Genomic DNA, 26352 nt, shown 5'->3' with positions numbered 1-26352 from the left:
CGGGTTTACACGAGCCCAGTAATATGTTACATATTACTGACACCGCTCGACCCCCATCAGACTCGGAGCGTGACAAGTGAAGACCCGCAATGCAAGTGCGCGCAGCGCCGGGATCGCGACCATGGCGCTCGCCTCCCTCCTCATCGGCGCGAGCCCGGCGCTCGCCGAGACCTCGGCGGTCGTGGAGGTCGGGGCGGACGGGACCGTCGCGGCCGACCCGTCGTTCGACGGCCCGCAGATCACCGAGGTCCGCGTCATCAACGAAGGGCGGTTCCTGGAGGTCTACTGGGACCGCTATGTGGACGAAGAGGCCGTCGTCAGCCCCGACAACCTGACGCTCGTCAACGGCGGCACCGAGATCACGCTCAAGGCGAAGCCCGCCGCCGGGACCACCGACACGATCTTCTTCGACAAGGACAACCGGCAGATCGCCGGGACCGACGCGAACAGCATGGCCCGCCTGCCGGAGGACCTGCACCTCGCCAGCATCGCCTACACCGGGACCATCGACCCCGACCAGCCGCTGACGCTCACCGTCACCGGCTCGGACATCGAAGACGCCCAAGGCCGGCCGGCCGCGGACGCCGTGTACTCCGGCGTCCCGATGCTCGACTACTACACCCAGGAGCGGACCACCGCCACAGGCATCACCGTCAAGGCCGCGCCACGCGTCGACCCGGCCACGCTGGACCTGGCCGCCGCGCAAGTGGACGTGCAGCTCGACAAGGGCGGCAACGGGATCGCCGAGACCATGGCCGACTTCGGGTGCTCGCTCGCGGTCTACGCCGCCCGCGAGAACGCCTACCTCGTGCCCGAGCACCGGGCCGGGTACAACCCGGAGTCCTACGACGTCGAGGGCTTCGGCGGCAGCATCTGGAACGGCTGCGTCTCCTCGATCTCCGAGCGGAACGTGCTGCGCACCAGGGGGAACGACAACCCGTTCCTGAACACCGCCTATCCGAACGAGAACATCCTCGTCCACGAGTTCGGCCACGCCGTGCGCCTCGTCGGCATCGAGACCCAGGCCGACGAGTCCCTCTCGGACGAGCTGTACGCCGTCTACGAGAACGCGTACAACACCGGCCTGTGGCCCAACACGTACGCGATCTCCAATATCGACGAGTACTTCGCCACGCTCTCCTCGATCTGGTTCGACGCCATGGCCGAGAAGCCCGACTGGTCCGACGGCGTGCGCAGCCCCATCAACACCCGGGCGGAGCTCCAGGCGTACGACCCCACGGCCTACGCGTTCTTCGCGAAGGTCTACCCCGCGGACCTGATCCTCCCGGCCCCCTGGGACGTCCCCGGCCCCGACGACTACCACGGCGACTACACCGAGGTACCGCAGCCGCCCGAGCGCGAGGCCGCCGAGGACGTCGACTTCCGCACCGACACCTTCCGGATCGCCACCGACAGCCTCGGCACCGAGTACCAGATCGACCAGTACGCGGGCGACGCCGAGCACCCCGAGCGCGACGTCGTCGTGTGGGCCAAGTGGGGCGACGGCGTCTGGAAGCTCGACCGCAAGCACGGCCGGTACACGATCAGCGCCGCGGACGGCAGCGGCGTCCTGTCGGCGATGTCCGACACCGAGGTCGCGTACCTCGGCGTCGAACCCGACAAGCACGATCCCGCGCAGCGGTGGGAGTTCATCGCCGCCGCGGCCACCGGGTCGAACCCGTTCGACGGCGTGCTCGTCAACGCCGCCAACGGACTCGCGCTCACCCTCGACGGCCGCGCCGGGTCCGGCACGTCCCTGACGCTCACCGACCCCGACGTCGGCACGAAGTGGATCCTGGAGGACACCACCCGCACCGAAACGCAGGGCACGGCCGCGTACCTCGTCCCCGACTGCGCGCGCTGACCGGAGACGACGGAGTTCGGCGCGGCTATGCTGCGGCCATGCCGAACTCCTCGTACCTGTGCGCGACCGACCTGAAGTCGCTCTACCCGTCCACCACCGACGCGTCCTTCACCCCGGAGACCGACGTCGTCGCCTACGACGTGCGCTGCGTGCCGCTCCTGTGGCTCGCCATGTTCCGCCCCGCCGACCTGGTCACCCAGTCGATCCTCATCGAGGCCGATCCGGACGCGGAGTACTTCGAGTTCGGCCCGGACGGCGACCTCGTGCCCGTCGAGGCCGACGAGGAGGAGCAGGACGAGATCGTGGAGGCCACCGCGCCGCTCACGACGAAGGAGCGGGCGCTCGCGCAGCTCGACGCCGCAGTCCCGGTCCTCAACCGGCTCTTCGCCTCCGAAGGCCCGCTGGACGGGCACGCGGCCATGCTCCGTCAGGCGGTCGCCGCCGCGCCCGGTGCCCACATCACCGTCGAACTCGACGAGATCGAGGGCCTGTGGGAGCCGGGGACCTTCCAGCCCGCGCTGCGCGAGGCGCTCGCGGCCCTGGACGGCGCGGCCGGCCCGGAGGCCGGCCGCGCCCGTCTCATCGAGCTCGCGCAGCTGCGCGCGGGGCGGCCGTTCCCGCCCGCGCGGCTGCTGCTCGACGGCACCGAAGGGGTCGAGGACGACGACTACTGGAACTTCGTGCGCCTCCTCGGCGCGAACTTCCACGCCGAGGTCCCTTGGGAGCCTTCGAACTAGGCGTCAGCAGCAGCGCGCCCGCGGGTGCTCGTCGCCGCGGTCGGTGCGCCACCGCTCGAACTCGCGCCGCGGCATGACCGGGACGCCCGGGTGGGCGAGCCGGTACCGCTCCACGTAGCGGTCGTAGGCGGTCTCGCCGGTGAGCTCCCGCAGGTACCACCGGACGAGACCGAGCAGGCGGCGCACCGTCACGGCCGGTCCTCGGCCGCGCCGGACTCCTCAGTGGACGACACGCGTCCGGCGGAGACGAGGAGCTTCGACTCGACGTACGGCGCCTCCGTCGACGGCAGCGGCTCGGTCGCCCGCACCGCGCGCCAGCAGATCCAGGCCGCGTTGAGGATGACGATCACCACCAGCAGCGCGAAGAACGCCGCGAGCACGCCGTCCACCGTGGAGTTCGTGACGACCGTGCGCATCTGGTCGAGGTCCTTCGCCGGGGCGAGCACGTCGCCCTGGGACAGCGCGTCGGCGTACCGCTCGCGCTGCGCGAAGAACCCGATCCGCGGGTCCTCGGAGAAGACCTTCTGCCAGCTCGCCGTCAGCGTGACCACGGCGACCCAGGCGAGCGGCACGGCCGTCACCCACGCCCATTTCAGGCGCCCGCTCTTGACGAGCACGGTGGTGGCGACGGTGAGGGCGATGGCGGCGAGCAGCTGGTTCGCGATGCCGAACAGCGGGAACAGCTGGTTGATGCCGCCGAGCGGGTCGTTGACCCCGGCGTAGAGGAAGTAGCCCCACGCGAGGACGACGACCGCGCTGGTCGCCCAGATGCCCGGCTTCCAGGAGACCCGGCCGAGGGGCTTCCAGACGTTGCCGAGGGTGTCCTGGAGCATGAAGCGGCCCACGCGGGTTCCGGCGTCCACGGTGGTGAGGATGAACAGCGCCTCGAACATGATGGCGAAGTGGTACCAGAATGCCTTGAGCCCGTCGCCGCCGAAGACCGAGGAGAGGATCTCCGACATGCCGACGGCGAGCGTCGGGGCGCCGCCGGTGCGAGCGACCAGGGATTCCTCCCCCACCGCGTCGGCGGCGGCTTGGAGGTCCTGCGGGCTGATGGTGAAGCCGAGGTTGGCGACGGCCGTCGACGCGGACTCCACTGTGGTGCCGAGGACGCCCGCGGGGGCGTTCATGGCGTAGTAGAGGCCCGGGTCGAGGATGCACGCGGCGATGAGGGCCATGACGGCGACGAACGACTCCATGAGCATGGCGCCGTAGCCGATCATGCGGACCTGGGACTCCTTCTGGATCATCTTCGGCGTGGTGCCGGAGGCGATGAGCGAGTGGAAGCCGGAGAGCGCGCCGCAGGCGATCGTGATGAACACGAACGGGAACAGCTTGCCGGAGAACACCGGTCCGGTGCCGTCCAGGGCGAAGTCGGTGATCGCCTCGGTCTGGAGGACCGGGGCGACGATGAGGACGCCGACGGCGAGGAGCCCGATCGTGCCGATCTTCATGAACGTGGACAGGTAGTCGCGGGGCGCCAGGAGCATCCACACCGGGAGCACCGCGGCCACGAAGCCGTAGATCACGAGGCAGAACACGAGGGTCTGCGGGCTGAGCGTGAACGCGTCGGCCCACGAGGAGGCCTGGACCCAGCCGCCCGCGATGATCGCGAGGACGAGCAGGGCGACGCCGATGAGGCTCGTCTCCAGGACTCTGCCGGGTCTGAGCGTGCGCATGTAGAAGCCCATGAGGAGCGCGATCGGGATGGTCATCGCGATCGAGAACGTGCCCCACGGGGACGCGGCGAGGGCGTTGACGACGACGAGCGCGAGCACCGCGAGCAGGATGATCATGATGGAGAAGACGCCGACGAGGGCGGCGGCGCCGCCGATCGGGCCGATCTCGTCGCGCGCGAGCTGGCCGAGGCTCCTGCCGTTGCGGCGCATGGAGATGAAGAGGACGACCATGTCCTGGACGCATCCGGCGAAGATGGCGCCGATGATGATCCACATGGTGCTGGGCAGGTAGCCCATCTGCGCGGCGAGGACGGGGCCGACCAGGGGCCCGGCGCCCGCGACGGCGGCGAAGTGGTGGCCGAGGAGCACGCGGCGGTCGGTGGGCTGGAAGTCCACGCCGTCGTCGAGGCGCTCGGCGGGCGTGGCGCGGGTGTCGTCGACCTGCAGGACGCGGTTGGCGATGAAGCGGGCGTAGAAGCGGTAGCCGATGGCGTAGGAGCCGAGGGCCGCGATGACGAGCCAGAATGCGGAGACCTCTTCGCCGCGGATCAGGGCGATGACGGCCCAGGCGATGGCCGCGGCGACGGAGATCGCCGTCCATATGAGGATGGAACGCCAGCTGGGCCGGGATCTGGTGCTGTCGGGGGTGGTCATGTCGTCCTCCGGAGGTTCGGCCGCGGGGGCCGGGAGCAGGGCAGGAGCCGGGCGTCGCGCGGCGGGCCGCCGCGCGGTGCCGGAAAGGCACTGTCAGGTAGGTAAATGCCTCGATTTCTCTTCGCGGTTGTGTGTGCTGCGTCTCGCGGGTGCCGCCGCTTCGGTATTGGTTTACCAGTATTTCGTCCGGATTTCCAGTGATCGCGCGTCGGACGCGCCGCGTCGTCCGGCCGATCGCGCGGAACCGCCGCGTGTACGTTTCGTGTACCGCCCGTGTACATCCCGTTCCCTACGCTGATCGAGGCCGCGTCGCCCCCTCGACCGGCCGGAAGGGAATGTCCGATGTCGATAATCTCAGCGAGGCGGTTGAGCTTCAAGGCGGTGTGCCTGGCCGTCGTCGCGTTCACGACCGTGGCGGTGACCGCCGGGGTCGCCTGGGCGGCGTTCACCGACAACATGTACCCCACGCCGTACGCGAACCTGGCGTGCCAGGACGAGAGCGGGCCCGACGGGAACGTCTCCTGCCTGACCGACAACTCCAGCCTCACCTACTACATGGACAGCGCCGGCACGAACATGCTGGAGACCGAGGACCGCAACGTCGTCATCTCCGTCATGAACAGCGTGTACGGGCCGACCGACCTCTCCGTCAGCCTCGACACCTCCCCCACGTTCTCCGGCAGCGCCGAGACCGACATCGTCTACGAGGAGAGCGGGATCGGCGTCCCCTCCGGCTCCGACGGCGTGACCTTCTGCAACGACGCGGTCGACGGCAACGGCCTGCGCTGCGACCAGCAGTACATCCGCATCCTCGGCGGCGGCAACTACGTGAAGGGCCTGACCTGCCACGAGACCGGCCACGCGGTGGGCCTGCTCCACGGCGACCAGGCGTCGCCGCTGACGAGCCGCACCAACGAGGCCCTCGGCTGCATGGAGACCCCCACCAGCAGCGAAGAGGGCCTCCAGGACAACAACATCGACAACATCAACGGCACCTACTGAGGAGGACCCATGCGCATTCGAACCAAGCTCGCAGCGGCCGCGGGCCTCGCGGTGGCGGCCGCCACCGGCATCGCCGTCGCGGCCCTCGCCGCACCCGCCGCGCAGGAGCAGGCGGCGCCCCAGGAGCAGGTGCTGCTCGCGCACGGCAGCGACCACCTGCCGAGCACCACCGCCACCGACTGGGTCACCTACGCCGACCACGTGGTCGTCGTGGAGGCCGTGTCCGAGACGGCGATCATGCCCGACCAGGAGGAGCTGGACCGCGGCGAGGGCATCATCGGCCGCACCGTCACGCTCGCGGTCGACGAGGTGCTCTGGTCGCGGGAGGGCGCCGCGCAGGCGGCCCCCGAGACCTGGGAGTTCTCGGCCCTCGGCTGGCACTTCCGCGACGGCGACGTCGACGGCGCGGTCGAGATGGGGCTCGACGGGTTCCCGCGCGTCGAGGTCGGCCACCGGTACGTCATGGCCATCCGCTGGGAGGAGGCCGTCTGCACCGCGGGCGGCGACTCGCTCCCGGCGATGTGGCGCGGCCTCGGCGAGGGCTCGGAGATCCCCTTCGACGGCGGGACGCTGGGCAACGGCGAATCCGAAGGGACCGTGCAGGACGCGGCGGCGTTCGCGACCGACCAGAACGCGCACGTCGACGTGGGCGTCGAGGAGATCCTGGTCGGCGAGGGCGCCGACGAGCTGGTCGCGGCGCTGGAGGACGCGAAGCCGGACGAGGCCGCGCTGTCCGAGGTGCAGGCGCTCACCGCCGCGAACTCCTGCGAGTGACCGGACCGCCTGCCGCCGAACCGAATCCGCAGTAGAACGGCTGCTCGGCCGTGCGCGCCCGGCCCCCCGCGGCGGGGGGCCGGGCGCGCGTGTCCGCCTGCGCCCGAAGCTGGATATAGTGGCCGCTGCCCCTTTCGGACTCGACCCCTAGCAGACCCTGGAGCCGAGTACGGGGAGCCGCCGCGGCCGCCGGGCGCGCGGCGAGGACACGCCCCCGCACGGACCACGGGGGCTCGATCCCGGTGAGGCTGTTGCGGTATGCGCTTCTCGGTACTCGGTCCGCTCCGGGTCGAGACCGGCGGGCGGACGGTCGCCCTCGGCGGTCCGCGCCAGCGCGCCGTGCTCGCGGCGCTCCTGACCGCCCCCGGCGAATCCGTCAGCCGCGCCCGCATCATGGACCTCGTCTGGGACGACCCGACCCCGTCGGCGGCGGTGAACCTCCGCGGCTACGTCTCGAAACTCCGTGCGGCCCTGCACGACCCGGCCGACCCCGAGCCGCGCATCGTGTGGGACCAGGGCCTGCGGCTGCGGGTCGCGCCCGGCGAGCTCGACGTGTGGGAGTTCGACCGGCACACCGCCGCGGCGCACCGGCTGCGCGACGAAGGACGCCTCGCCGAGGCCGCCGAGGCGTACCGGGCCGCGCTCTCGCTCGTGCGCGCCGACCCGTTCCAGGACGTCGAGGGCAGCACCAGGTTCGAGGAGGTGCGGACGCCGCTGCGGGAGCGCCGCGACCTCGCGTTCGAGCGGTACGTCGCCACCGGGCTCGAACTCGGGCGCCACGCCGAGCTCGTTGGCGAGCTGCGCGCATGGCATGCGCGCCAGCCGCTCTGGGAGCACCTCGCGGCGCAGCTCATGCTCGCGCTGTTCCGCTCCGGCAGGCGCAGCGAGGCGCTCGCGGTCTTCCAGGAGACCAGCGAGACCCTGGTGGACGAGCTCGGGACCGGGCCCGACCGCGAACTGCGGCAGATGCACCGGCGCATCCTCGCCGACGACCCCGGGCTCCAGGCGGCCACGCGCGGGCCCCGCGTCCCGGTGCCGCGGCAGCTTCCGGCCGCGTCGGCGCACTTCACCGGGCGCGCAACGGAACTGGCCGCATTGGACGGCCTGCTCGGGGACAGCGGCGAGGCGGTCGCGGTCCTGTCCGGGCCGGGCGGGATCGGCAAGACCGCGCTGGCCCTGCACTGGGCCCACCGCGTCGCCGAGAAGTTCCCCGACGGGCAGATCCACCTCGACCTGCGCGGCTTCGACCCCGCCGCCGCACCCCTCGCCGCGGGCGAGGCGCTGCGCACGGTCCTCGACGCGCACGGCGTCCCCGCCGAGCACCTCCCCGACGACACCGACGCCCGGTCCGCGCTGCTGCGCAGCGTCCTCGCCGACAAGCGCGTGCTCATGGTCCTCGACAACGCCCGCGACGCCGCGCAGGTGCGGCCGCTCCTGCCCGGCACCGCCGACAGCCTCGTCCTCGTCACCAGCCGCAACCGCCTCTCCGCGCTCACCGCCAGCGGCGCCAGGCCCCTCCACCTGCCGGTCTTGGACGCCGCCGACGCCGAGCGGTTCCTGCGCCAGCGGCTGCGCGACCGGCGGCCCGCCACCGAACCCGAGGCGCTCGGCCAGATCATCGCCTCCTGCGCCGGACTGCCGCTGGCGCTCGCGGTCGCCGCCGCGCGGGCCGTCAACGATCCGGCGTTTCCCCTTGCGGCCCTTGCCGAGGAGCTGCGGCCCGCCGAGCACCGCCTCGATGCGCTCGCCGACCCCGACGGGAGCACCGATCTCCGAACCGTCTTCGCCTGCTCCTACCGCGACCTCACTCCCGCAGGGGCGCGGCTCTTCCGGCTCCTCAGCGTCCATCCCGGACCGACGATCCCGCTCGCCGACGCGGCGGCCGTCGCGGGCGAGGCGCCGCGCGAGACCCGCCGCCTGCTCGCCGAGCTGACCCGCGCGAACCTCCTGGGCGAGCCCGTGCCCGGCCGCTACGGCTTCCACGACCTCACCCGCGCCTACGCCGCCGAACTCGCCGGAGCCGAAGGCCGCGACGCCGTCCACCGGCTCCTCGACCGCCTCCTGCACACCGCCCACGCCGCGAACCACCTCATCGACCCCAACCGCGACCCGCTCCCCCTCGCCCCCGCGCTCGACGCGGCCGCCGTCGGCGCGTTCGCCGACGCCGAGGAGGCCATGGACTGGTTCCACACCGAGGCCGCGACGCTCACGGCCGCAGTCGGACTCGCCGCCGACCACGGCTTCGACCGGCACTGCTGGCAGCTCTCCTGGACGATGCGCGACTACCTCGACCGCGGGCGCTGGCACGACCAGGCCGCCGTCTTCGGCACCGCGATCGGGGCCGCCCGCAGGCTCGGCGACGGCCCCGCCCAGATCAAGACCGGCCGCCTGCGCGCCGAGGCCCTGAGCTGCCTCGCCCGCCACGCCGAGGCCGGGGCGCTCCTCGACCGGACGCTGGCGCTGTGCCGCGAGCGCGGCGACCTCGTGGAGCAGGCGCACACGTTCTACGTGCGCGCCCGCGTGGAGCACCGGCAGGGCCGGTTCGCCGCGGCCGTCGAGTGCAGCATGCGGGCGCTCGACCTGTACGGCCAGGTGGGTCACGACATCGGCAAGGCCAACGCCCTCAACGCGATCGGCTGGAACCACACGCTCTCGGGCGACCACGCCGGGGCGATCGGCTACTGCCTGCGGGCGCTGGACCTCATGCGCGCCACCGGCGACCGCCACGGCCAGGCCGCGACCCTCGACAGCCTGGGGCACGCCCTCCGCGGGCTCGGGCGCCACGCCGAGGCCGTGGCGCACTTCAACGCCGCGCTGGACCTGTACCGCGGGCTCGGCAACAGCCACGAGGAGGCGTCCACGATCCTCAAGCTCGCCGACACCCACCACGCGACCGGCGACCGCGCCGCGGCCCGCCGCACCTGGGAGCGCGCCCTCGCGATCCTCGACGAGCTGAACCACCCCGACGCCCGCACCGTGCGCGAGAAGATCGCGTCGCTCGACCGCTGAGCGCCGGGCGGCCCTTGGGACGGGTGTCCGAAACCAGGTCGCTCCGGGTGCGGGGCGGGTGGCATGATCGGCGGGTGCTGCTGACGATCACGACCACCGCGAGGCCCGCGACCGACCTGGGCCGCCTGCTGCGCAAGCACCCCGACCGGGTGCAGTCGTTCGAGCAGACCTTCGGGACCGCGTGGGTGTGCTATCCGGAGGCGGGCGAGGAGCGGTGCACGGCCGCGCTCCTGCTCGAAGTGGACGCCGCGCGCCTGGCGCGGTCGCACGCGCGCGCCTCGGGCGACGCGACCCTCAAGCAGTACGTGAACGACCGGCCCTACGCGGCCTCGTCGCTGCTGGCCGTGGCGCTCGGGAAGGTCTTCTCCACCGCCCGGACCGGTGTCAGCGAGGAGCGGCCCGAGCTGGCCGCCGCCGCGATGCCGCTGGAGATCGCGCTGCCCGCCGTCCCGTGCACGGGCGGGCCGCGGCTCGTGCGGGACCTGTTCGAGCCCCTGGGCTGGGAGGTGCGGGCCGAGGCGGTGCCGCTGCCGGGGTTCGACGCGGACTCGCGGCACGTGAGCGTGCGCCTGCGCGGCGAGGTGCGCCTCTCGGACGCGTTGAGCCACTTGTACGTGCTGCTGCCGGTCCTCGACGACGCGAAGCACTACTGGGTCGACATCGGCGAGGTCGACAAGCTCGTGCGCTCCGGCGGCGAGTGGCTCGCCGCGCACCCGCTGCGCGGCCTCATCGCCGGCCGGTATCTCGCGCACCGGAAGTCGTACGAGCGGGCGGCGTTCGCCCGGCTCGAAGAGGTCGCGGAGGCCGTGGAGTCCGGGGCGGACATCGCCGAGGACGCGGACACCGCTGAGCAGTCGCTCCCGCTGCACCGCATCAGGATCGGCGCCGTCATGGACGCGCTCGCCGCGTCCGGCGCCGCCTCGGTGCTCGACCTGGGGTGCGGCTCCGGGAAGCTCCTCGCCGCGCTCCTGGACGATCCGCGGTACACCCGGATCACGGGCGCGGACGTCTCGTCCCGCGCGCTCGGCATGGCGGAGCGGGCGCTGCGGCTCGACCGGATGGGCGAGCGGCAGCGGCAGCGCCTCCAGCTCGTCCAAGGCTCGGTCGTCTACCGCGACAAGCGGTTCGCCGGGTTCGACGCGGCGGTCCTCATGGAGGTGATCGAGCACCTCGACCCCGGGCGGCTGCCCGCGATGGAGCGGGTCGTGTTCGGCGACGCCCGGCCGCGGACGGTGGTCGTGACGACCCCGAACGCCGAGTTCAACGCCCGGTACGGCCTGGGCGCGCACGAGATGCGGCACGCCGACCACCGCTTCGAATGGGGCCAGGACCGCTTCGCCGCTTGGGCCGAGGGAGTCGCGGCCCGGTACGGCTACCGGGTCCGGATCGAGGGGGTCGGCACCGTCGACCCCGAGGCGGGGACCCCGACGCAGATGGGAGTGTTCGACCGTGCCTGATACGACCGTGACTGACGCGACCGTGACCGAGCCGCAGACGATCAGCGTCCCCGAACTGTCCCTTGTCGTCCTCATCGGCGTCTCCGGGTCCGGGAAGTCGACGTTCGCCGCGACGCATTTCAAACCCACGCAGGTGATCTCGTCGGACTACTGCCGGGGCCTCGTCGCCGACGACGAGACCGACCAGGCCGCGACGGCCGAGGCGTTCAAGCTGCTCCACCACATCGTGGGGACGCGGCTGCGGCTCGGGCTGCTCACCGTCGTGGACGCCACGAACGTGCAGGAGCGCGCCCGAACCGAACTGGTCGACCTGGCGCGGTCGCACCACGTCCTCGTGGACGCGATCGTCCTCGACGTCGAGGCGTCGGTGGCCGTGGAGCGCAACGCCGCCCGGCCGGACCGGGACTTCGGCGAGTCCGTCGTGCGCCGCCACCACCGCGACCTCAAGCGCAGCCTCAAGCACCTGAAGAAGGAGGGGTTCCGGCGCGTCCACCACCTCGCCGGGGCCGAGGCCGCCGCCGCCGCGCGGGTCGTCACCGAGAAGTCCTGGAACGACCGCAAGGAGGAGGCCGGCCCGTTCGACCTGATCGGCGACGTGCACGGCTGCCGCGCCGAACTCGAAGCGCTGCTTGGGGACCTGGGCTGGACGATCGAGCGCGACGGGCAGGGCCGTGCCGTGGGCGCCGCGCACCCGGAGGGCCGCAAGGCGGTGTTCGTGGGCGACCTGGTCGACCGCGGGCCGGACACGCCGGGCGTGCTGCGCCTGGTCATGGGCATGGTGAAGGCCGGGACGGCGCTGTGCGTGCAGGGCAACCACGAGCACAAGCTCGTGCGGGCCCTGAACGGCCGCAAGGTGAAGGCGACGCACGGCCTGGCCGAGTCCCTCGAACAGCTCGGCGCCGAGGACGAGGCGTTCCGCGAGGAGGCGCGGGCCTTCATGGACGGGCTGCGGGCGCACCTGCTGCTCGACGGCGGGGCCCTCGTCGTCGCCCACGCGGGCCTGAAAGAGGAGTTCCACGGCCGCGCCTCGGGCGCGGTGCGCTCGTTCGCGCTGTACGGCGACACCACCGGGGAGACCGACGAGTACGGGCTGCCGGTGCGCCTGCCGTGGGCCGAGGAGTACCGCGGCGCGGCCGCGGTCGTCTACGGCCACACCCCCACCGTCGATCCCCAGTGGATCAACAACACGATCTGCCTCGACACCGGCTGCTGCTTCGGCGGGAAGCTCACCGCGCTGCGCTACCCCGAGCGCGAACTGGTCGCCGTCGACGCCGAGCGCGAGTGGTACGAGCCGGTCCGGCCCCTCGCTCCCGTTGCGGCCGAACGGGACGCGGCGACGCTCGACATCACCGACGTGGCCGGCGACCGGCACCTGGAGACCGGGCTGGTGGGCACGGTGAAGGTGCGGGCCGAGAACGCGGCGGCGGCACTGGAGGTCATGAGCCGCTTCGCGGACGACCCGCGGCGCCTGCTGTACCTGCCGCCGACCATGGCGCCCGTCGACGCCTCCGACACGGACGGCTACCTGGAGCACCCGGCGCAGGCGTTCGCGCAGTACCGCGGGCGCGCCGAGCGGGTGGTGTGCCAGGAGAAGCACATGGGGTCGCGGGCCGTCGCGCTCGTGTGCCGCGACCCTGAGACCGCGAAGCGGCGCTTCGGCCTCGACGCGGCGCCGTGGGGCGCGCTCCTGACGCGGACCGGCCGGGCGTTCTTCGAGGACGAGGCGCTCACGACCGGCGTGCTCGACCGCGTCGCGGCCGCCGCTGCCGCTGCGGGTCTGTGGGAGCGGCTCGACACCGACTGGATGCTCCTCGACTGCGAGCTGCTCCCCTGGTCGGCGAAGGCCCGGGACCTCATCGAGGACCAGTTCGCGGGCGTCGCGGCCGCGGGCCTCGCCGCGCTCCCGGCCGCTGCGGCGGTGCTGGAGGCCGCGGCGGCGCGGGGCCTGGACGTGGCCGACCTCGCCGCGCGGACCGATTCGCGGCGTTCCAATATGGAGGCGTTCGCGGAGGTGTACCAGCGGTACTGCTGGCCCACTGAGGGTCTCGACGGCGTGCGGCTCGCGCCGTTCCAGATCCTCGCCACGGAGGGCCGCAACCGCGCCGATCACCGGCACGACCGGCACCTGGAGTGGATCGACGCGCTCACCGCCGCCGACGGCTCGGGGCTGCTGCTGGAGACGCGGCGGCGGTTCGTCGCGCTCGGCACCGCCGACGAGGACGAGGCGACCCGGTGGTGGATCGACCTGTGCGCCGACGGCGGTGAGGGCATGGTCGTCAAGCCGGTCCTGGAGGACCGCCCGAAACTGCAACCGGGCCTGAAGGTCCGCGGCCGGGAGTACCTGCGGATCATCTACGGCGCCGACTACACCGACCCCGAGCGGCTCGCCGCGCTGCGCCAGCGCCGCTTGCAGCACAAGCGGTCCCAGGCGCTGCGCGAGTACGCCCTCGGCGTCGAGGCGCTCGACCTGACTGCCCGGAACGCTCCACTGTGGCAGATCCACCAGTACGTGTTCGCGGTGCTGGCCCTGGAATCCGAGCCGGTGGACCCGCGGCTGTGAACGGAGACGACATGACCGCCGGTCTCGACGCTGCTGCTCGCGCCAACGAGATCCTGCGGACCGAGGCGGGCTCGGGCGTCCACGGGCTCGCCATCGCCGGGGTCAGCGACCATGACGAGAACGGCGTCTTCATCGAGCCCGCCGAGCACGTCATGGGCCTTGCCGGGCCCCTCGACCACTACACATGGCGCGACCGCCCCGAGGGCCACCGGTCCCAGGCCGGGGACCGCGAATGCACCCTGTACTCGCTGCGGAAGTTCCTGCGCCTCGCCGTCGCGGGCAACCCGAACCTGCTGCTGGTCCTCTACGCGCCCAAGAAGTCCGTGTTCCGATCAACGCCCCTCGGCGACGAGCTGCGCGCCCTCGGCCCGGCGTTCCTCTCCCAGCAGGCGGCGCGCCGGACCGTCGGCTACCTCGACGGCCAGGTCGCGATGCTCCTGGGCCGCGGCCGCCAGAAGGACATGCCGAAGCGGCCCGAACTCGTCGCGGCCCACGGCTACGACACGAAGTTCGCGTCCCACGCCCTCCGGCTCGGCCTCCAGGGCCTGGAGATGACCGAGCACGCCCGCCTGACCTTGCCGATGCCCACTGAGCAGCGCGAACGCGTGCTCGCCGTCAAGTCCGGGGCCGTCCTCGACCTCGACGCCGTGCTCGCGGAGATCGCCGCGGTCCGCGACCGCATCGAAGCGCTCCTCGACGCCGGAACGACGCCGCTCCCCGCCGAGCCGGACACGGACCGCATCTCGGCGTGGTCGGTCGAGGCGCATCTGCGGCACTGGGCCGCTACCGCTCCCAGAGGGGATCGGCGTTGACGACCGCGAGCGCGAGCAGCGCATCGGCGGTCTCCTCCTTCGTCATGCCCGCGTTGTCGATCGCGCCCCCGCCGGTGACCACGACGTGCCCGCTCCTCGCGGTGAACCAGTAGTCGCTGAACGCCTCCGAATCCGCGTCGGCGAGCGCGTACGACGCCTGGTCCCACTCCGGCGACGGGTGCTCCTCCCCTTGCGCCCGGTCGGCGTACGCGTCGACGGCGCTCTCCTCGAACAGGTAGACGCTGAAGGTGACGTTCACGAAGTCGGCGTCGTCGATCCAGAAGAAGCACTCGACCGCGCTCGCGACCTCGCGCAGCGAGTCCGCGTCGGAGTCCCCGTTGTCGTAGACCGCGACCGCGGTGTCGAGGGCGTCGGTGTACACCTCGGCCTCGGTCCGCTCGAAGCCCGGCATCGCCGGGAACGCCTCAAGGACCTGCGCTTCGGTCGGGCACACGTCGGCGGTCGGGTGGAACTCGTACGGCAGCGCCTCCGCGTACTCGGCGGCGCTCGCCCCGGGCATCTCCGATTCCCAAGGGGCGGGCGGGCCTTGGCATCCCGCGGCGGCCAGCAGCCCGAGAACCCCTGCGATCAACACGAATCGGCGCACGATCCACCATATCCGGCGCCGTCAATCCCCTAGACTTGACGGCCGTGAGCGACGAGCTGTTCCCAAGGAGCCGGACCGAGGTGGCGCCCGGCGCCGTCCTCGTGCCCGACTGGCTCGACGCCGACGGCCAGCGAGACCTCGTCGCCGCCTGCCGCGAGTGGGCCCGGAACCCGGCGGGCATGCGCACGGTCCGCACGCCGGGCGGCGGCACGATGACCGCGAAGCAGGTGTGCCTCGGCTGGCACTGGCGGCCGTACGCGTACTCGAAGACCACCGACGATGGCGTCCCCGTCAAGCCGTTCCCGCCCGAACTCGGCGACCTCGCCCGCCGGGCGCTGGCCGCCGCGTACGGCGAGGCGCCGCCCGCGGTGTACGACATGGCGCTGGTGAACTTCTACGACGCCGACGCGCACATGGGCATGCACCAGGACCGGGAGGAGCGCTCGGACGCGCCGGTGGTCTCGGTGAGCCTGGGCGACACGTGCGTCTTCCGGTTCGGCAACACCGAGACGCGCTCGCGGCCGTACACCGACCTGGAGCTGCGCAGAGGCGATCTGTTCATCTTCGGCGGGCCCTCCCGCCTGGCGTTCCACGGCGTCCCGCGCATCCTCCCTGGCACCGCCCCCGCCGGGCTCGGTCTGACCGGGCGGCTCAACCTGACGCTGCGCGCGAGCGGGCTCGGGTTAGCCTCGGGTCCCATGACCCCGCCGAAGAAGCGTCCGATCCTGTTGCGGCCCTGGTTCGTCGCGTCGCTGGCCCTGGTGCTGGTGGCCGCCGGGGCCGCGATGTACTTCCGGCCGCAGCTCGATCCCCCGTTCTGCGCGGTGGACGCGCCGGACTGCGGGGGCGGGTCCTGCTGCGAGGGGACCGACGGGCCGCGCGAGCCGATCGACCCGACGCGGGTGCAGTTCCCTGACGCGGTCGACCTGACCGCAGGCGCCGCGCCGTTCACGGCCGAGGACGGCTTCGTCGCGGTCCCCGGCGCCCGCGACGTCTGGGTCCCGGATCTCGAACGCGACGGCTGGGAGCGGCGCGCCGACGTCGAGTTGGGCTTCGCTTCCGGTGGCGCGCAAGTGCAGTGCTTCGCGGCCGCGAGCGAAGGCGTCGTGTTCGACGACTTCCTGGACAGCCGGGACGTCTTCGACGCGGCCGCGGTCGCCAGGCGCGCGTCGCTCCCCGCGCTGTCGGAATACCGGCTCGCCGCCGAGCCCGGGTTCGGCCATTACAGCGCCGACGGGCTCGCGGTCCTCGCCGCCGAGGGCGAGTACACGTGGACGCGGACCGTCGACGCGGCGGGCGAGGCGAGCGACGAGGCGTGGACCGAGCGGTGGGGCCTCGTCGCGGTCTACCGGGGCATCGAGGACGCCGCGATCTGCACGTACGGCGGGCCCGAGAGCGAGGCCGACGCGCTGGACCACGCGAGGGACCGTCTCCTGGGCCTGCGCCGGACCGCCGACGCGAGCAGGCCACAGTGAAGGTCACGTCCATTTCCGTTTGTCACGCGCGGTCGGCGCGGTCATCATGGACCGATGCCCGTCCGCCATGTTCTGCTCGCCATGGCCGTCGCCGTGATGTGGGGTCTCAACTTCATCGCCATCGACGCCTCGCTCCAGCACTTCCCGCCGATGTTCCTCGTCGCACTCCGGTTCGCGCTCATCGCGATCCCCACGGTCCTGCTGGTCAAGCGGCCTGACGTACCGCTGCGCTGGCTGATCGGGTACGGGTTCGGCTTCGGCGTGCTCCAGTTCCTGTTCCTGTACTGGGGCCTGGCCGCGGGGATGCCCACGGGTCTGGCGTCGCTGGTGCTCCAGGCGTCGGGGCCGTTCACGATGCTGCTGGGCGCGACGTTCCTGCGCGAGCGCGTCTCCGGGCCGCAGCTGCTCGGCATCCTCGTCGCGGTCGGGGGCCTCGCGGTGGTCGGCTGGCAGCGGGCCGAGCACGCGAGCGTGATCCCGTTCCTCCTGACGCTCGCGGGCGCGCTCGGCTGGGCGATCGGCAACGTCGCGAACCGGCAGGCGCGGGCCGCGAACCCGCTGCACCTGACGCTGTGGATGTCCGTGGTCCCGCCGCTGCCGATGCTCGCGCTCGCGCTGGTCGTCGAGGGTCCCTCGCGGATCGCGTTCTCGCTCACCGACTACAGCGACCCGGGCGCGCTCGCGGCCGTGCTCGGGCTGCTCTACACCGTGCTCGTCGGCACGGTCGTCGGCTCCGGCCTGTGGACCTGGCTCATGTCCCGCCACCCGGCGGGCGTGGTCGCCCCGTTCTCGATGCTCGTGCCGGTCACCGGCATGACCGCGGCCTGGCTCATCCTCGGCGAGACCGTCACGCTCCCCGAAGCGCTCGGCGGCGTCCTGGTCGTCGGCGGCGTCCTTCTGGGAAGCATCCGCCGCCGCAAGCCGACCCTCCTCCCGCCGGTCACCGAGCCCGCGGCAGCGCGCGCCTAGCTCAGCGCCAGACGGTCCCCCGCCGGTCGTGCTCCATGAACTGCTCGATCCGCGCGGAGAGGCGAGGATCGCGGAGTTCGCGCTCGATCAGGTACAGCGCCAGGTCGAACGCGGACTTCGGGCCGCCGCCCGCGGTGATCACATCGCCGTCGTCGACGATCCGGGCGTCGATCACCTCGGTGTACGCGGCCAGTTCGGCGAACGCCGGGTGGTGCGTCGTGGCCCGGCGCCCGGTCAGCAGCCCGGCGGCGCCGAGGACCACGGACCCGGCGCAGACCCCGCCGAGGATCAGGCCGGGCCCGGCGAGACGGCGGGCCGCTGCGATCTGCTCCGGGACGGTCCCGTCGGCGATCACGTCGTGGATCCAGCCGCCGCACACCAGCAGCACGTCGGCCGAGGCGGGACGCCACGTCGGCAGGCCGGTGAAGCGGATGCCGTCCGCGCCGTCGATCACCTCGCCGTCCACAGAGGTCACCAGCGCCGCTTCGACGCCGGCGCCCTCGCGCGAGGCGATCTGGAAGACATGCAGGGCCATGACGGCGTCGACTTCCGAGACGCCGGGGTACATCAGGATTTCCACGCGCATGCGCCGCGCCTTTCTCAACGGGAGTGATCCGTTCATCGTGGCCCGGTCGGCGCCCGCGCACGAGCGGTGCGATGGACAGGTTCCATAGAATTCGCGCCATGCATGTGATCGCGGTCCTCGCACTGGACTCGGTCGTCGCCTTCGAGCTGGCGATGCCGGGCCAGGTGTTCGGGTCGGCCCGGTCGCTCGACGGCCGCGATGCCGCGCTGTACGAGGTCAGGGTCTGCGGACCCGATCGGGCCGTCCGCCTCAGCGCCGCCGGGACGCCCTTCGGGTCCATGTCGGCGCCGTTCGGGCTCGGGGCCTTGGACCAGGCCGACACGATCGTGGTCCCCGCCCACGACACGCCCGCGCCGCTTCCTCCTCGGGCGGCCGAGGCCCTGCGCCGGGCGCACGCGCAGGGCCGGCGCATCGCCTCGATCTGCACGGGCGCAGCGCTCCTCGCCGAGACCGGGCTCCTCGACGGCCGCACGGCGGCCACGCACTGGCGCCACGCCGCCGATCTGGCGGCCAGATTCCCGCGCGTGCGGTTCGACACCGCCGCGCTCTACGTTGACGGCGGCGACGTGCTCACCGGCGCAGGCGTCGCCGCGGGAGTCGACCTGTGCCTGCACATGATCCGCAGCGACCACGGGTCCGCGGTCGCGGCGGCCGCGGCGCGGCGGCTCGTCATGTCGCCGCACCGCGGCGGCGGCCAGGCCCAGTTCATCCCGACCGACGACGCGGTCACCGAGGACGGGTCGCTCGCCGACGTCATGCGCTGGATGACCGCGCACCTTCACGAACCGCTCACGCTCACCGCGATCGCCGCGCATGCGAGTCTCAGCGTCCGCACGCTCAGCCGCCGCTTCCGCGACCAAGCCGGGACCTCCCCCATGCGGTGGCTGCTACACCAGCGGGTCCAACGCGCCCAAGCGCTCCTGGAACGCACCCGCCTCTCGGTCGAGCAGGTCGCCGACCGCTCGGGCTTCGGGACCGCCGCGGCCTTGCGCCACCATTTCCAGCGCCAGGTCGCGATCACTCCGACCGAGTACCGCCACCAGTACGCGGTCGACCCCGTCGGCGACTGAGGGCCGCCGCCGGGCGCCCCGCGCCGGACACTGCCGTTGCGACGCGTGCCCGGGTCGCGGAAGGGGCCCGGGGGGACGGGGCGGACGTAGGATGGCGGCATGCCCGAACGCGAGACACCTGCTCCTGCAAAGCCCTTGCACCACGCCTCCCCCAGCGGCGAGCAGTTCGCCAATGCCGCATCGGTGTTCGCGCTCCTGGCCGACTCGACCCGCCTGCACCTGCTGTGGGTCCTCGCCCAGGACGAGGCCGACGTGTCCGCACTGACCGAGGCCACCGGCGCGGCGCGGCCCGCCGTGAGCCAGCACCTGGCGAAGCTGCGGCTCGCCGGGCTGGTGCAGCCGCGGCGCGAGGGGCGGCGGGCGGTCTACTCGCTCACCGACGGGCACCTGCGCAGGCTCGTCGTCGAGGCCCTGAGCCGCGCGGACCACCAGGTCACCGGGGAGCCCTGGCACCAGTAGGCTCGCACATATAGGCGACGTGTGCGCAAGTGCGCACATGATGGTACAGTCGGAGCATCAGCATCCCCGGACCGAGGACCCGCCGTGCTCTCCGTACTCCGCTCCCGCACCTACCGCCACCTGTTCGCCGCCCAGGTCATCGCCCTCACCGGCACCGGCCTCGCGACCGTGGCGCTGAGCCTCCTCGCGTACGACCTCGCCGGGGCGCAGGCGGGCGCGGTGCTGGGCACGGCGCTGGCGATCAAGATGCTCGCGTACCTCGTCGTCGGCCCGATCGCGACCGCCCTCGCTGAGCGCGTCTCGCGCCGGAAGCTCATGGTCGCCATGGACATGGCGCGGGCCGCGGGCGCGCTGGCGCTGCCGTTCGTTACCGAGGTGTGGCAGGTGTACGTCCTCGTCCTGGTCCTCCAGTCCGCGTCGGCGGCCTTCACGCCGACGTTCCAGGCCACCATCCCCGACGTGCTCACGAAGGAAGAGGACTACACGAAGGCGCTGTCGCTCTCCCGCCTCGCCTACGACCTGGAGAGCCTCTTCAGCCCAATGCTCGCCGCAGCCCTGCTGGCGGCCGTCTCCTACAACTGGCTGTTCACGGGCACCGCGATCGGGTTCCTCGCCTCGGCAGTCCTGGTGGTCTCGGTCGCGCTGCCGAAGCTCGCGCCCGCCGCGCACGGCGAAGGCCGGTGGGCCAACACCACCCGCGGGTTCCGTCTCTACGCCGCCACGCCGCGATTGCGCGGCCTGCTGCTGGCGCACCTGGCCGTGGCCGCCGCGACGGCGATGGTCGTGGTCGACACCGTGGTCCTGGTGCAGGACGTGCTCGGCCGCGATAGCGGCGACGTCGCCATCGCGTTGGGCGCCTTCGGCATCGGCTCGATGACCGCCGCGCTCGCCCTCCCGCGGCTGCTCAAGCGGGCCAAGGACCGGACTGTCATGGTCCCGGCCGCATTCACCCTCGCCGCGGGGCTGGCGCTCCTGACCGCCGCACTCGGCAGCGGCGTCCTCGGCTGGGCGGGCCTTCTCGCACTGTGGACGGTCCTCGGTATCGCGACCGGCGCGATCCTCACCCCGACCGGGCGGATCGTCACCGCCTCCTCCACGCCGACCGACCGGCCCGCCGCGTTCGCCGCGCAGTTCTCCCTGTCCCACGGCTGGTTCCTCCTCACCTACCCGCTCGCCGGATGGCTTGCCGCGCAGGCGAACACGGGAACGGCCGCAGCCGTCCTCGCCGCGGTGGCGCTCACCGCGGCCGTCGCCGCGCTCCTCGCCTGGCCCTCCCGCGACTCCGCCGCGGTCACCGCGGCGCGCGAGACCGAGCGGAAGGTCCTTGCCGCGTAGGCGCAATCATCAGACCTCTTTTTGTTTGGTGAGGAAGTCAAACATTGACATGTCTTCCGGGATATATAAGAATGTCCATGTATTAGGCCGGACTCCCACGCGCGGCGGCATCCGCGCGACGGGGTGGGAGCCGCACGGCCGTGCAGGCAGGAAGGAATGGTCAGATGAAAGCAGTCGGCAAGAAGGCCTTCGCGCAGACGGCGCTCGCCGTCCTCGTGATCGCCGGACTCCTGGGCTTCGCGACCCCGGCGCAGGCGCAGGTGTACTCCACGTGCGACCGCTGGGGCAGCTACACGCAGGGGTCCTGGACGAACTACAACAACATCTGGGGCGAGAACGCCGGGTCGCAGTGCCTCACGGTGAACAGCATCAAGTCCTGGTACGTCGACGCGACGCACACCGGCGGCGGGATCAAGTCGTACCCGAACACCTCGACCAGGCTCCAGACCCCGCTGTCGCAGCTGAACTCGGCGGGCTTCTGGTACAACACCTCCTCGGCGCCGGTCGGCGGCAGCGACCACTGGAACTGGACGAGCGACCTCTGGTCGACGAACAACCAGGACGAGATCATGGTCTTCACCGACTGGTCGGGGAACTCCGCGGGCGGCTGGGGCACCCAGATCGCGTCCAACGTGACCATCGGCGGCGTCCTCTACGCCTCCGTCTGGCAGGCCGACCCGGGCTGGAACGTCCTCCAGCTCATCCCGGCCCAGAAGACGACCACCGGCACCGTCGACGCCTCGGCCGTGTGGCGCTGGGCGGCGGACAACGGCCGGCTGCGCAACACCACGTTCGACACGATGCAGTTCGGCCTGGAGATCACCTCGACCAGCAACGTGCAGAAGCGCTACTCGCTCAACAGCTACAGCGCCTGGTGGAGCAACACCTCCGGCGGCGGATCGAACATCTGATCCGCGCCGTCGCGCCCCGTCCCGGACCCGCGGTCCGCGGCGGGGCGCGACCCGTTCGCCGATTCATTCGATCTATTCGACTCGCCAGTCGCGCGATCTCCGAGATTCGGCGCGGAATTCTGGACGTTCTCCCCTTGACGCTTCAGTCGCCACTACGGGATGATCGTAAAGATATGACCTTTGATGCATCGATGAGCGGAACCGAGTTCGCCTGGGACCGGCCCGGCCTGCACCTGCGGCTCGCGTACGACGACGGGCCCGTGCGCCTCGTCCGGCTCGCCGCGGGCCCCGAGGCGGCGTCCGCGGTGGCGCCCTGCCCGATCGTGGAGCTGCACACCGGAGGCCGCAACCGCGAGCACAATACCCAGATCTACGTGCGGTCGGCGACCGGGGTGCGGCTGCGCTACGTCGACCACGAGTCCGACGGGGACGTGCTGCGCGTGCGCCAGCGCGAAGAGGGCCGCGGCATCGAGGTCACGACCGCCTTCCGCGCCGCCGGGCCGGGGCTCCAGATCACGCAGACCGTGCGCAACACCGGCGACCGCGACCTCGTGCTCACCATGCTGACTTCCGCGGTCTTCACGGTCCCCGGGACCGGCTACGACGTGCTGTGGGGCCGCAGCGAGTGGCTCGGGGAAGGGCGCTGGGAGCAGCGGCCGGTCGCCGAGCTGCTGCCGGACCTGGCGTTCGCGCAGTTCGGGTACGCCGGCCGCGGGCATTTCGCGGTTACCAGCCACGGGTCGTGGTCGAGCGGCGAGGTGCTCCCGACGGGCGTGCTCGCCTCGGAGCACGGGACTTCGGTCGCGTGGCAAGTGGAGACGAGCGCGGGGTGGCACTGGGAGCTGTCGCGCGGGGCGGACTCGGTGACCGTGGGGGTCCTCGGGCCGACCGACCTGGAGCACCAGTTCGCCGAGCGGCTGGCGCCGGGCGGCGAGTTCACGAGCGTGCCCGCGGGGGTGGCCGTCGCCGACGGCGGCCGGGACGCGGCGTTCGCGGCGCTGACCGGGTACCGGAGGGCGATCCGGGTGCCGCGCACGGCGGACACGCGGCTGCCGGTCGTCTACAACGACTACATGAACACGCTCATGGGCGATCCGTCCATGGAGAAGCTGCTGCCGCTCATCGAGGCCGCGGCGGCCGCGGGCGCGGAGTACTTCTGCATCGACGCGGGCTGGTTCTCGGCGCCCGGGGAGGGCTGGTGGTCCGGTGCGGGCGAGTGGCGCGAAGGCGCCGGCCGGTTCACGGGCGGGCTGCTGGCGGTGACCGACGCGATCCGCCGCGCGGGGATGCGGCCGGGCCTGTGGCTGGAGCCGGAGGGCGTGGGCGTCGACTCGCCGGTCGCGGCGACGCTGCCGGACGAGGCGCTGTTCTGCCGGTACGGCGAGCGCGTCGTCGAGGGGAACCACTTCCAGCTGGACCTGCGGCATCCCGCGGCACGCGCGCTGCTGGACGAGACCGTGGACCGGCTCGTCGACGAGTTCGGGATCGGGTTCTTCAAGCTGGACTACAACGTCAACATCGGCGCCGGGACTGACGTCGGCGCGGCCGCGCCGGGCGCGGGGCTGCTGGGGCACACGCGGGCGCTGCGGGACTGGATCCTCGCGGTGCAGGAGCGGCATCCGCGGCTGCTGATCGAGAGTTGCTCGTCGGGCGGCATGCGCATGGACTACCACCTGCTGTCGGCCGTCCATCTCCAGTCCACGAGCGACCAGCAGGACTACCGGCGGTACGCGACGATCGCCGCGGCGGCGCCCGCGAGCGTCCTGCCCGAGCAGGCCGGGAACTGGGCGTATCCCGACGCGGGCATGACGCCGGAGGCGACCGCGTTCGCGATGACCGCGGGCGTCATGGGCCGCATGTACCTCTCGGGGTTCCTGCACGAGCTCGGCGACGAGCAGTCCGCGCTGGTCCGCGAAGCGATTGCGCTGCACCGGGACCGGCGCTCACGGCTCGCGGTCTCGCGCCCGGCGTGGCCGCTGGGGCTCCCCGGGTGGGACGACGAGGTGATCGCGCTGCTCCTTGAGGCCGATGCCGGGTCGCTGCTGGCGGTCTGGTCGCGCGGCGCCGCCGCCGAGATCGCACTGCCCGAGCTGCGGGGGCGCGTGGTGCGGCAGGTCTACCCCGCGTCGCTCCCGGAGTGGGAGTGGACGGACCGGGACGGCGTGCCCGTGCTCGACGTCCCGCCGGGCCCGAGCGCCCGGATCTTCGAAGTCGCCCCTCACTGAACAACACCCAGATCACTTGACGACTAAGGAAACCTGATGTCCGACTGGCCCCAGCCGATCCTGTTCGGCGCCGCCTACTACTACGAGTACCAGCCCGACGTCCTCGGCGGATTCGAGACCGAGAGCGCGAAACAGCGCCTGGAGGAGGACCTCGACCTCATGGCCGAGGCCGGGTTCTCGGTGATCCGCGTCGGCGAGTCCGTGTGGAGCACTTGGGAACCCGAGAACGGGCGCTTCGACCTCGACTGGCTCCAGCCCGTTCTCGACGGCGCGCTGGAGCACGGCATCGGCGTCGTCCTGGGCACGCCGACATACGCGGTGCCGCCGTGGCTGGCGCGCCAGTACCCCGAGATCGCCGGGGACCGCCGCACCGGGGAGCGCATCCCTTGGGGCGGACGGCAAGAAGTCGACTACACGCACCCGGGCTTCCGGTTCCACGCCGAGCGCGTGATCCGCAAGATCCTGGCCCGCTACGCCGACCACCCAGCCGTGATCGGCTTCCAGGTCGACAACGAGCCCGGTCTGCACCTCTTCTCGAACGAGGGCGTGTTCCAGCGGTTCACCGACTACCTGCGGCACAAGTATGGCGACGTGGAGACCCTCAACCGCGAATGGGGCCTGGTCTACTGGTCCCACAAGCTGTCCACGTGGGCGGACCTGTGGCGGCCGGACGGCAATGCGCAGCCGCAGTACGAGCAGGCGTGGCGGCGGTTCCAAGCCGAGCAGACCACCGAGTTCATCGGCTGGCAGGCCGACATCGCGCGCGAATACGCGCACGAGGACCAGTTCGTCACCACCTGCATCTCCTACGGCAGGCCCGGGATCGACGAGCGGGCCGTGGCCGAGCGGATGTCGGTCACCGCCGGGAACCCGTACTACCGGATGCAGGACTCGCTCGCGCTGCCGCAGGCGCCGGCCGACGACCGGCACTGGTCGCAGGAGGGGGTCTGGGCGCTGTACCGGTCCGCGGACGCGATGTACGGGGCGCGGCAGGAGCCGTTCCTCGTGACGGAGACGAACGCGCAGGCGATCGGCGAGTCCTTCCACAACATGCCCGCGTACGACGGGCAGTGGCGCCAGGCCGGATGGGCGCTGGTGTCGCGCGGGGCCAGGATGATCGAGTACTGGCACTGGCACACCCTCCACTTCGGCACCGAGACCTACTGGGGCGGCATCCTTCCCCACAGCCAGCGGCCCGGCCGGACCTACCGCGAGCTCGCGCGCCTGGGCGCGGAGCTGCGGAAGGCGGGCGCGGACCTGGACGGGCTGGTGCCGGACGTCGACGTCGCGGTCCTGCACTCCAAGGAGAGCGAGTGGGCGCTCGCGGCGCAGCCCGCGCTGGCGAAGCCGGGCGGCGGCGCCGACCGCGACTCGTTCCACACGATCGCGGGCGCGTTCTACAAGGGGGCGTTCGACGCCGGTCTTCAGACGCGGGTGGTCCACACCGAGCAGCTCGGCACGCCCGAAGCGGCGGTCGCGCAGTTCCCGGTCCTGGTGGCCGCAGGGATCTACGCGGCCGATGACGGCCTGCTCGACTGGCTCGGGCGGTACGCGGCGGCGGGCGGGCACCTGGTGCTCGGCCCGCGCACCGGGTACGCCGACGAGGAGGCGCGGGCCCGTCTGGAAGTGAAACCCGCGCGGCTCCACGAGGCGGCCGGGGTCTGGTACGACGAGTTCGCGAACCTGCCCGCGCCGGTCCCGGTGCGGGCCGCGGACGGCTCGCCGCTGCGCCTCGACGCGGCGGCCGGGGTGCAGTGGGCCGACGGCCTGATCCTCGAAGGGGCCGAAGCGCTCGCGGAGTACGAGCACCCGCATTACGGCCGGTTCCCGGCCGTGACGACGAAGGCGCACGGGCAGGGGCGGGTGACCTGCGTCGGCACGGTGCCCGACGCCGCGCTCGGCGCGGCGCTGTTCGCGTGGCTCGCCCCCGCCGGGGCATGGCGGCCGGACCACCCGAGCGTGAGGGCGACCAGCGGCGTGACGGCCGCGGGCGAGACGATCCGCTTCGTGCACAACTGGTCCTGGAACGAGACCGAAGTGGCCCTCCCGGCCGCGGCGGTCGACCTCCTCGGGGAGGTCGAATACGCCGCCGGCGCGTCGCTTCCCTTGGGCCCGTGGGACGTGAAGGTCCTCCGCGAAATGCGCTGAAGACCTGAAGCCCGTATAG

General features: G+C 72.4%; 19 protein-coding genes and 1 pseudogene. 16 read left to right on the top strand and 4 right to left on the bottom strand.

The window, feature by feature from the left end; genetic code table 11:
• The first annotated feature begins 76 nt into the window (after positions 1–76).
• Together WA640_RS22395 and WA640_RS22390 are read left to right on the top strand one after the other, a co-directional pair.
• Positions 77–1864: a hypothetical protein gene (locus tag WA640_RS22395; RefSeq protein WP_335990676.1), complete on the top strand. Its 1788-nt coding sequence runs from the start codon at positions 77–79 to the stop codon at positions 1862–1864.
• Positions 1865–1902: 38 nt separating this feature from the next.
• Positions 1903–2601: a hypothetical protein gene (locus tag WA640_RS22390; RefSeq protein ID WP_335990675.1), complete on the top strand. Its 699-nt coding sequence runs from the start codon at positions 1903–1905 to the stop codon at positions 2599–2601.
• 3 nt (positions 2602–2604) lie between these two features.
• Here the strand turns inward: WA640_RS22390 and WA640_RS22385 are convergent, their stop codons facing one another.
• Entirely contained in the window at positions 2605–2793 is a 189-nt protein-coding gene (locus WA640_RS22385; RefSeq protein WP_335990673.1) for a YbdD/YjiX family protein, read from the bottom strand.
• Entirely contained in the window at positions 2790–4934 is a 2145-nt protein-coding gene (locus WA640_RS22380; RefSeq protein ID WP_335990671.1) for a carbon starvation CstA family protein, read from the bottom strand. The genes WA640_RS22385 and WA640_RS22380 overlap by 4 nt, the downstream gene beginning before the upstream one ends.
• A 342-nt stretch (positions 4935–5276) precedes the next feature.
• Here WA640_RS22380 and WA640_RS22375 point away from each other — a divergent pair, with 342 nt between their 5' ends.
• The 6 genes from WA640_RS22375 to WA640_RS22350 all read left to right on the top strand — a co-directional run bounded on the left by WA640_RS22375 (position 5277) and on the right by WA640_RS22350 (position 14548).
• Positions 5277–5936, top strand: coding sequence for a hypothetical protein (locus tag WA640_RS22375; RefSeq protein ID WP_335990669.1), 660 nt, complete (start codon positions 5277–5279; stop codon positions 5934–5936).
• A gap of 9 nt (positions 5937–5945) precedes the next feature.
• Positions 5946–6710, top strand: a complete 765-nt coding sequence (locus tag WA640_RS22370; protein WP_335990666.1) for a hypothetical protein — start codon at positions 5946–5948, stop codon at positions 6708–6710.
• Positions 6711–6968: 258 nt separating this feature from the next.
• Positions 6969–9719, top strand: coding sequence for an AfsR/SARP family transcriptional regulator (locus WA640_RS22365; RefSeq protein WP_335990665.1), 2751 nt, complete (start codon positions 6969–6971; stop codon positions 9717–9719).
• Between the two features lie 74 nt (positions 9720–9793).
• Positions 9794–11176 carry a 3' terminal RNA ribose 2'-O-methyltransferase Hen1 gene (locus tag WA640_RS22360; RefSeq protein ID WP_335990664.1) on the top strand — a complete coding sequence of 461 codons (1383 nt, stop codon included), beginning with the start codon at positions 9794–9796 and terminating at the stop codon, positions 11174–11176.
• A gap of 7 nt (positions 11177–11183) precedes the next feature.
• Positions 11184–13736: a polynucleotide kinase-phosphatase gene (locus tag WA640_RS22355; protein ID WP_335990662.1), complete on the top strand. Its 2553-nt coding sequence runs from the start codon at positions 11184–11186 to the stop codon at positions 13734–13736.
• Between the two features lie 11 nt (positions 13737–13747).
• The gene (locus tag WA640_RS22350) at positions 13748–14548 is read left to right on the top strand and encodes a nucleotidyltransferase domain-containing protein (protein WP_335990660.1); all 801 of its coding nucleotides are present in this window, start codon (positions 13748–13750) and stop codon (positions 14546–14548) included.
• On the opposite strand, the gene WA640_RS22345 is transcribed toward WA640_RS22350, so the two are convergent.
• A complete protein-coding gene (locus tag WA640_RS22345; protein ID WP_335990658.1) occupies positions 14520–15068 on the bottom strand; it encodes a hypothetical protein in 549 nt (182 codons plus the stop codon). The genes WA640_RS22350 and WA640_RS22345 overlap by 29 nt on opposite strands.
• Positions 15069–15199: 131 nt before the next feature.
• On the opposite strand from WA640_RS22345, the pseudogene WA640_RS28910 reads away from it, so the two are divergent.
• Both WA640_RS28910 and WA640_RS22335 read left to right on the top strand, forming a co-directional pair.
• Positions 15200–15835 (top strand): annotated as a pseudogene (locus WA640_RS28910) (alpha-ketoglutarate-dependent dioxygenase AlkB family protein); the annotation flags it as partial.
• Positions 15836–16684: 849 nt separating this feature from the next.
• Entirely contained in the window at positions 16685–17599 is a 915-nt protein-coding gene (locus WA640_RS22335; RefSeq protein ID WP_335990655.1) for an EamA family transporter, read from the top strand.
• A 1-nt stretch (position 17600) separates the two neighbouring features.
• On the opposite strand, the gene WA640_RS22330 is transcribed toward WA640_RS22335, so the two are convergent.
• Positions 17601–18185, bottom strand: coding sequence for a DJ-1/PfpI family protein (locus tag WA640_RS22330; protein ID WP_335990654.1), 585 nt, complete (start codon positions 18183–18185; stop codon positions 17601–17603).
• Between the two features lie 98 nt (positions 18186–18283).
• Here WA640_RS22330 and WA640_RS22325 point away from each other — a divergent pair, with 98 nt between their 5' ends.
• The 6 genes from WA640_RS22325 to WA640_RS22300 all read left to right on the top strand — a co-directional run bounded on the left by WA640_RS22325 (position 18284) and on the right by WA640_RS22300 (position 26333).
• Complete coding sequence (locus WA640_RS22325) at positions 18284–19255, top strand: GlxA family transcriptional regulator (RefSeq protein WP_335990653.1); 972 nt, start codon at positions 18284–18286, stop codon at positions 19253–19255.
• A 99-nt stretch (positions 19256–19354) separates the two neighbouring features.
• On the top strand, positions 19355–19714 hold the full coding sequence (locus WA640_RS22320) for an ArsR/SmtB family transcription factor (protein ID WP_106366295.1): 360 nt from the start codon (positions 19355–19357) through the stop codon (positions 19712–19714).
• Positions 19715–19798: 84 nt separating this feature from the next.
• Positions 19799–21049 (top strand): MFS transporter, encoded by a 1251-nt coding sequence (locus WA640_RS22315; RefSeq protein WP_335990651.1) that lies wholly within the window; start codon positions 19799–19801, stop codon positions 21047–21049.
• Between the two features lie 164 nt (positions 21050–21213).
• Complete coding sequence (locus WA640_RS22310) at positions 21214–21960, top strand: hypothetical protein (protein ID WP_335990650.1); 747 nt, start codon at positions 21214–21216, stop codon at positions 21958–21960.
• Between the two features lie 191 nt (positions 21961–22151).
• Positions 22152–24185 (top strand): glycoside hydrolase family 36 protein, encoded by a 2034-nt coding sequence (locus tag WA640_RS22305; protein ID WP_335990649.1) that lies wholly within the window; start codon positions 22152–22154, stop codon positions 24183–24185.
• A 36-nt stretch (positions 24186–24221) separates the two neighbouring features.
• Positions 24222–26333 (top strand): beta-galactosidase, encoded by a 2112-nt coding sequence (locus WA640_RS22300; RefSeq protein WP_335990647.1) that lies wholly within the window; start codon positions 24222–24224, stop codon positions 26331–26333.
• Positions 26334–26352 lie beyond the last annotated feature (19 nt).

The organism is Glycomyces sp. MUSA5-2 (assembly GCF_037034145.1).
In the GTDB taxonomy this organism is placed as follows: Bacteria; Actinomycetota; Actinomycetes; order Mycobacteriales; family Micromonosporaceae; genus Glycomyces; species Glycomyces artemisiae.
Note: the sequence above shows the minus strand (reverse complement) of the source record. Positions and strands in the feature narration are given on the sequence as shown.

Coding starts and splice junctions, on each gene's coding strand:
- WA640_RS22320 (WP_106366295.1), top strand. CDS start 19,355: ATGCCCGAACGCGAGACACCTGCTCCTGCAAAGCCCTTGCACCACGCC.
- WA640_RS22330 (WP_335990654.1), bottom strand. CDS start 18,185: ATGCGCGTGGAAATCCTGATGTACCCCGGCGTCTCGGAAGTCGACGCC.
- WA640_RS22310 (WP_335990650.1), top strand. CDS start 21,214: ATGAAAGCAGTCGGCAAGAAGGCCTTCGCGCAGACGGCGCTCGCCGTC.
- WA640_RS22350 (WP_335990660.1), top strand. CDS start 13,748: ATGACCGCCGGTCTCGACGCTGCTGCTCGCGCCAACGAGATCCTGCGG.
- WA640_RS22370 (WP_335990666.1), top strand. CDS start 5,946: ATGCGCATTCGAACCAAGCTCGCAGCGGCCGCGGGCCTCGCGGTGGCG.
- WA640_RS22335 (WP_335990655.1), top strand. CDS start 16,685: ATGCCCGTCCGCCATGTTCTGCTCGCCATGGCCGTCGCCGTGATGTGG.
- WA640_RS22380 (WP_335990671.1), bottom strand. CDS start 4,934: ATGACCACCCCCGACAGCACCAGATCCCGGCCCAGCTGGCGTTCCATC.
- WA640_RS22345 (WP_335990658.1), bottom strand. CDS start 15,068: ATGCCCGGGGCGAGCGCCGCCGAGTACGCGGAGGCGCTGCCGTACGAG.
- WA640_RS22365 (WP_335990665.1), top strand. CDS start 6,969: ATGCGCTTCTCGGTACTCGGTCCGCTCCGGGTCGAGACCGGCGGGCGG.
- WA640_RS22325 (WP_335990653.1), top strand. CDS start 18,284: ATGCATGTGATCGCGGTCCTCGCACTGGACTCGGTCGTCGCCTTCGAG.
- WA640_RS22390 (WP_335990675.1), top strand. CDS start 1,903: ATGCCGAACTCCTCGTACCTGTGCGCGACCGACCTGAAGTCGCTCTAC.
- WA640_RS22375 (WP_335990669.1), top strand. CDS start 5,277: ATGTCGATAATCTCAGCGAGGCGGTTGAGCTTCAAGGCGGTGTGCCTG.
- WA640_RS22300 (WP_335990647.1), top strand. CDS start 24,222: ATGTCCGACTGGCCCCAGCCGATCCTGTTCGGCGCCGCCTACTACTAC.
- WA640_RS22305 (WP_335990649.1), top strand. CDS start 22,152: ATGAGCGGAACCGAGTTCGCCTGGGACCGGCCCGGCCTGCACCTGCGG.